Genomic DNA, 6,582 nt, shown 5'->3' on the forward strand with positions numbered 1-6,582 from the left:
TGTCTCCAAGCGGAAGGGGCCGTTTTGCGTCTTGGGCCGCGGATGTTTGACCGGCGCCGATTTTACGCCTCGACCTTTCCCAGCAGCTAATCAATCGCTATATGAAGGGAAGCCGAAGTTCGTTTTGTTTTCGTCGAAGTCATGAAACATAGCATGACACATAGGGGGACGTAGCGTTATCTGTCTGGCTTGCGATTACGTGAAAGCGCGGCTCAGGTTCGCCCCTGCTGCGCTTCCGGCCGGCGGCCGCCGTTTCGCTGTGGGAAACCCGGGCAGATAACGCTACGTCCCCGAAGCGTCCGACATCGTCGGCGCTGCGGGACGGACCTTCTGCCCGCCCTCTACCCGTTCTCTTCTTGGATCAGGTCAATCATCTCTTGGGCGGAGTGGACGCCGAGTTTTTGGTAGATGTGTTGGCGATGGGTGCTCACGGTGCTCTTCGATAGGCACAGCTCCTCTTGCACGTAGGGCAGGTTGCGGCCTTTTGCGAACATGATCATGATCTCGCCCTCGCGCTCGGTCAAGCCGTAGCGTTCGATGACGGCGCGGCAGCGGTCTTGGAAGCGCTGCTTGCGATCGGTCGGCATGATGCTGAGCGCCTTGGCTAGTGTGTTCTCGGTGAACACGAAGTTGTTCACAAGCGCGATGAGCAGCACGCACATGCAGGCTGCAGTGAACGCGCCGGCGATATCGAGCCCGATGCCGTACCATAGCCACCGCCCGATCAGCATGCCCACGAGCGGGCCTGCCGACCATGCGGCTCGGATAAGCCCGAACGCGAACAGGCACGAGGTCTGATAGCGGCGGCACAGGCCGGCGATGAGAATCCACATGCCCATGCCCAGGCATTGGAACGCGCCGACGTCGATGGCCAGCGGCAGGTAGGCGGGTACGTTGGGGAACAGCATCGGTGCAGGCAGAAGCAGCGCGCCGGCAAGCAGGAACGTGGTGATAAGACGGTAGCACGCCTCGGGGCCGCGGATGCCCTTCGAGGTGATAAGCACGAGCGCCACGCCGATGGACCCGATAGCGGTCAGCGTGGTGATGCAGGCCTGCGCGACGGCGTAAGGCGTCACATCGCTGCTGGCGAACTGCCCCATCTGCACGTACAACGTTCGCGAGAGCTCGTAGGACGCGCCGCATACGAGCATCGTCAGGCCGAACGCGCAAATCAAGCGGAGCAGCTGGTGATGTTCGGCGGGGTCCTCGGGGTCGGCCTGACGGGGCAGGGCGTTGGCCTGCTTCTTATCGATTTGCAAGCTGGAAACCCCGTAGAACAGAAACGCCGCGGCCACAGGACCCATGCTGGCGCAGAACAGCACGGACTCGAAGCGCCCGAAGAACAGGAAGGCGAAGAATAGCATGGTGGACGCCAGGTACCCGATGGCGATGGCCGCGGCCGATTGCTTGAGCGACAGCACGCCCAGCACCGCGCCGAAGTTCATGAGGAACAGCGCGGAGAACGCGCCGGTGCCTATGCCGTACGCGGTGACGAGCGCCGTGCCGATCGTTCCCTCGTTGCCTGCGCCCAGCACCAGCAGCGTACATACGGCCATGCCGGTGGGGAACAGGTAGCGCGCCGGCACCGAGCCCAACAGCCGGTCGAACTGCTTATGAAAGATGCCGCAGAGCGCCAGCGTGACGGTGGTGGCGATGATGGACAGCAGGTACGCCTGGTCGAGGATGTCCTCGTAATGCGGAAGCCCTATATACAGATTCATACTCTGAAACGCCATGAGCGGCCATGCCAGCGTGCATCCCAGCGCCACACCGATGCCGACGATGGCGGGCGTGAGAAGCCCAGCGGCCTGACGTCGCGTCCCCTTGTCGCCTTTGCTCGTCTTCAAGTTCCCCAAAACCTGCTCCCCCGGTAACCCATATCAACTTGCATTCATTATACGAATGCTCGATGGTTCGAGGGCCTTTGTCGGTGCCTTGATTTCGTTATTCCGCAAAACCCCCAGGTCAAACATCTCATGCATATCGCACGATATTGCGAAATCGGCTCTCGTGCCCGATTTCGAAGCCCTATCGCGCTCGCTATCTTCGGATGCGTTGAGAAAACGCAAGGGCTGAGCGCAACACGTCGGCGGCAATGCGGGCGAAGTCGCTTGATGCTCGGGGAAGCGCCCGAGGGAGCGTTTTCCTCCCCGCGACGCGATGCCGCTGCAGCGCGTTTGCGGGAGCGAGAGGACGAGAGAAGGAGGAGAGCATGGGCAAGCTGAATATGACGCGTCGCGCGTTCACGAAGCTGGCCGCCGCCACTGCGGCCGCCGCTGCCGTGGTTGCGCCTACGGGCGCCGCGCTGGCCGAGTCGAACAGCGCCACCCAAAGCAAGGCGGGCGAGACCAAGCGCGTGCGTTCCTGCTGCCGCGGCTGCGGCAAGATGGAATGCGGCGTGTGGGTCATCGTCGAGAACGGCCGCGCCATCCGCACGGAAGGCGACGAGAGCGCGTTCCATTCCATGGGCAACCACTGTAGCAAGGGCCAGGCGTCGCTGCAAGCGGCGTACCACCCCGACCGCTTGTACCATCCCATGAAGCGCACGAACGCCCGCGGCGAGGACGATCCCGGTTGGGTGCGCATCAGCTGGGACGAGGCGATGAGCACCATCGCCGAGAAACTGCAGGAGACGATGGACCGCTACGGCGGAGAATCCATCTTCGGCATGTCGGGCACCAGCCGCATCTGGGGCATGTTCGCGTACGGCGCGCTCGGCCAGCTGGTCGGCAGCCCGAACATGTGCATCCCGTGGCAGGTGTGCAAGGGCCCGCGCTTCTTCGCCACCGCGCTGAACTCCATGATGCAGGCATCGTGGATGGAGACGGTCGGCCGCCCGAAGGTGTACACGTCCTGGGGCACCGGCCCGGAGCTTTCGAACTACGACGACTCCTGCCGTACCGTGGTCGATGTCGCCGAGAAGGCCGACACGCACATCGTGGTGGACCCGCGCATGACCAATCTGGGCAAGGAGGCCGACATCTGGCTGAACCTGCGTCCCGGCACCGACGGTGCCATGGCCATGGGCTGGCTGAACGTGCTGATCAACAACGATCTGTACGACGACCTGTTCGCCAAGAAGTGGACCGACGCGCCGTTCCTGGTTTGCAACGATGTAGAGCCCTCCGGCTACGAGGTCTACCGCTTCACCAGCGGCAAGTGCCAGATCAAGACGCGCCTGCTCAAGGAAAGCGACTTGAAGGAAGACGGCGACCCGCACAAGTTCATGGTGTGGGACAACCTGAACAACCGCATGACCTACTTCGACGCCGACAGCGGCCTGTGGGAAGGCGAGACGTGGAGCAAGCCCACGGCCGGCCACGAAGGCATGCAGGAGCATCTGGTGCCCGGCGTGAGCCAAGGTTGGGTTCCCGATCCGACCCCGTTCGACCCGGCCATCGACCCGGCGCTGTACGGTGAGTTCGAGGTGGAGCTCAAAGACGGTCGCAAGTCCAAGGTCAAGCCCGTGTGGGAGTACTTCACCGCACGTGTGGCCGAGTACACGCCCGAAAAGGTCTCCGAGATCACCGGCGTGCCGGCGGAGTCCATCGAGCGCGCTGCGAAGATCCACGCCACGCGCATCGACCCGTCCACCGGCTACGGCAACGGCGGCGTGCAATATCAGCTGGCCATCGAGCACAGCTGCAACGCCATCGCCATGTGCCGCGCCATGGACACCTACATCGGCCTGTCGGGCAACTGGGACGTTCCCGCAGGTCATCGCGGCGGCACCCAGGGCGAGTTCATCTTTAAGGCCGGCCTTGGCGCCGTGGCCCCCGGCATCCCGAACATCTCGGCAGAGGAGTTCAACAAGACGCTCGGCATCGAGGATTACCCGCTTTTGGGCTGGTGGCAGGGCTGGGCGGACGACGCCAGCGTGTGGAAGGCCATCGAGACGGGCGACCCGTACCCGGTGAAGGCCGGCTGGTGCTCCACGGGCGACTTCATGTGCATGTCGAACTCCCTGCAGAAGTGGAAGGCGTTCCCCAACCTGGACTTCTTCGTGTGCGAGGACCTGTGGAAGACGCCGACCGCCGGCATGGCGGACATCCTGCTTCCCGCGCAGCACTGGCTTGAGACCGACTGCCCGCGTCTTTCGCAAGGCCCGTCGGGCGGCCAGGGCGCAACGTGCCGTGCCATCGAGCCTCCCGCCGATACGCTGCACGATATCGAGATCGCCACGATGATTTACAAGTACATGGGCAAGCAGTGGGGTCCCGACGAGAACAAGTGGCCCAGCCGCATCGAGAACCTTGACATCATGCTCAATACCGGCCGCCAAGGCGATCCCATCACATGGGAAGAGTACAAGGACGACTTCCAGAAGAACGGCTGGAAGGACGCCAAGGTGGTCGCGCCCGACACATGGGGCACGTATCGCCGCTACGAGACGGGCATGATGCCGCTGAAGGCATACGGCGACAAGAACGCGCTCGAGGAGTTCGCCAAGCCCGGCTTCGGCACGCCGACCCGCAAGATGGAGATTTGGAACACGCTCATCGAGACGTTCATGCCCGAGGACGAGGAAGACTTCCTGCCCACGTACAAGGAGCCGCCGCTGAGCCCGATCTCCGACCCGGAGATGAACGAGAAGTACCCGTTCACCGCCACGACCGGCCGCCGTATCCCGGTGTACTTCCACTCCGAGCATCGCCAGCTGCCGTGGTGCCGCGAGATGTGGCCGGCGCCGCGCATCGAGATCAACCCGCAGGATGCCGCGCGCTTGGGCATCGAGCAGGGCGACTGGGTGTGGATCGAGAACGACAACGGCAAGATCCGCCAGGTGGCCGACCTGTACCACGGCATCGCGCCCGGCACGGTGAACCTGGAGCATCAGTGGTGGTTCCCCGAGCTCGATCAGGCCGACAAGGGTTACGACCTGTGCGGTTGCAACTGCCTGGTCACCACGGGCAAGGGCTATCAGGACCGCATCTCCGGCACCAGCTACCTGCGCGCGTACCCCGTGAACATCTACAAGGCAACGGCGGAGAACTCGCCGTTCGGCAATCCCGTGCCGTGCGATCACAACGGCAACGAGATCATCCACGACGCCTCCGACCCGCGTCTGAAGGAATGGCTGCCGAACTACGACGTTCGCGATGAAGCGTAAAGGAGGTGCGCGAAGATGACCCATTATGCGATTGCGACGGATCTGAACCGTTGCGTGGGCTGCCTGGCATGCAGCGTGGCGTGCAAGGCCATGAACAACGTGCCGGTGGGCGATTACTGGAACAAGACGTTGCGCATCGGCCCGAACCCGAAGAAGGACGGCTGCGGAACGTGGCCTGATGTGGAGATGTACTTCCTGACCGTGCAGTGCCAGCACTGCAAGGACCCGGAGTGCGTGAAGGTGTGCCCGACCGAGGCCAGCCACATCGCCGAGGACGGCACCGTGCAGATCGACAAGTCGAAGTGCATCGGCTGCCAGTTCTGCGCCATGAGCTGCCCCTATGGCGTGCGCTACCTCAACACCGAGGAGCGCGTGGTCGAGAAGTGCACCCTGTGCGAGCAGCGCATCGCCCAAGGCGAGCTGCCTGCTTGCGTGGCGCAATGCGGCGGCCGTGCCCGCTTCTTCGGCGACCTGGACAAGGGTATCGATTCGTTCGAGGCGCCGTGGGTGGTCGACGTGACCGAGGGCGATCCGAGCTACGACAAGACCGAGCACACGCGCATCACGCTGAAGGAATGCGTGCAGGAGTACAAGCAGTCCGACGTTCACCATCTGCCGGACGTGGGCAACGACCCCAGCTTCGTGTACATCCTGCGCGACCGCGATTGGCAAGGGGAGGAGTAGATCATGGAACTGCAATGGCCTCTGATTTTGTTCACCACCCTTACCGCATGGGGTTGCGGCGTGCTCGGCGGCGCCGGCGCGCTGGCGCTCAAGGACGCCGGTAAGAAGTCCCAGCAGCTGCTGGCGATCCTGTCCTGCGTGCTTTTGGCCGCCGGCGGCATCGCCGTGTTCTTCCACCTGCAGCACTGGGAGCGCATCTTCAACGGCTTCGGCCACATCACCTCCGGCATCACGCAGGAGCTGATCGCGATTGTGGTGTTCGTCGTGGTCGCCGTGGCGTACTTCGTCATGGCCCGCAAGTCCGACGACGGCGGCACGCTGCCGAAGTGGATGGCCTGGGTCGCCATCGTCATCAGCGTGATCCTGGCCGCGGTGTGTGCGCATTCCTACATGATGCCGGCGCGCCCGGCATGGGATTCCGTATTCGAGGTGCTCTCCATCGTGGGCGCAGCCTTCCTCCTCGGCCCGGCTACCTGCGCCGTCGTGCTGGCCGCCAAGGGCGAGGACGCCGATGCCTGCGGCCTGCCGGCCGTGGCCGGTTCCGCGATCGGCGCCGTGTGCACTGCCGCCTACGCCGCGTTCATCCAGATGAGCGCCGGCGCGTTCTCCCGGGTGGGCTACTACTTCGACCCGACGCACCCCACCAAGGCCGTGGCAGACGCCGCCGCGACCGTCGGGGCCCAGGCGCCGCTGCTGTGGCTGGGCGCCGTGGTCGTGGGCGCCGTGTTGCCGCTGGTCGTCTGCGTGCTCGCCCGCAAGAAGGGCGACGCCGCCAGCTGGAAGCTGCT

Annotated in this window: 4 protein-coding genes; 3 read left to right on the plus strand and 1 reads right to left on the minus strand. The window is 64.0% G+C overall.

The window, feature by feature from the left end; genetic code table 11:
* Positions 1-341 precede the first annotated feature (341 nt).
* Positions 342-1,856, minus strand: a complete 1,515-nt coding sequence (locus tag SFHG_RS01535; protein ID WP_148514780.1) for a helix-turn-helix transcriptional regulator — start codon at positions 1,854-1,856, stop codon at positions 342-344.
* A gap of 356 nt (positions 1,857-2,212) precedes the next feature.
* Between SFHG_RS01535 and SFHG_RS01540 the strand changes: the two genes are divergently transcribed.
* From SFHG_RS01540 to SFHG_RS01550, 3 genes are all read left to right on the plus strand, one after another.
* Positions 2,213-5,110, plus strand: coding sequence for a molybdopterin-containing oxidoreductase family protein (locus SFHG_RS01540; RefSeq protein ID WP_042432580.1), 2,898 nt, complete (start codon positions 2,213-2,215; stop codon positions 5,108-5,110).
* A 15-nt stretch (positions 5,111-5,125) separates the two neighbouring features.
* Positions 5,126-5,794, plus strand: coding sequence for a 4Fe-4S dicluster domain-containing protein (locus SFHG_RS01545; protein WP_042432582.1), 669 nt, complete (start codon positions 5,126-5,128; stop codon positions 5,792-5,794).
* Between the two features lie 3 nt (positions 5,795-5,797).
* The coding region (locus SFHG_RS01550) for a dimethyl sulfoxide reductase anchor subunit family protein (RefSeq protein ID WP_052297760.1) at positions 5,798-6,582 on the plus strand (785 nt) is incomplete at its 3' end.

The organism is Senegalimassilia anaerobia JC110 (assembly GCF_000236865.1).
GTDB classification, from domain to species: Bacteria; Actinomycetota; Coriobacteriia; order Coriobacteriales; family Eggerthellaceae; genus Senegalimassilia; species Senegalimassilia anaerobia.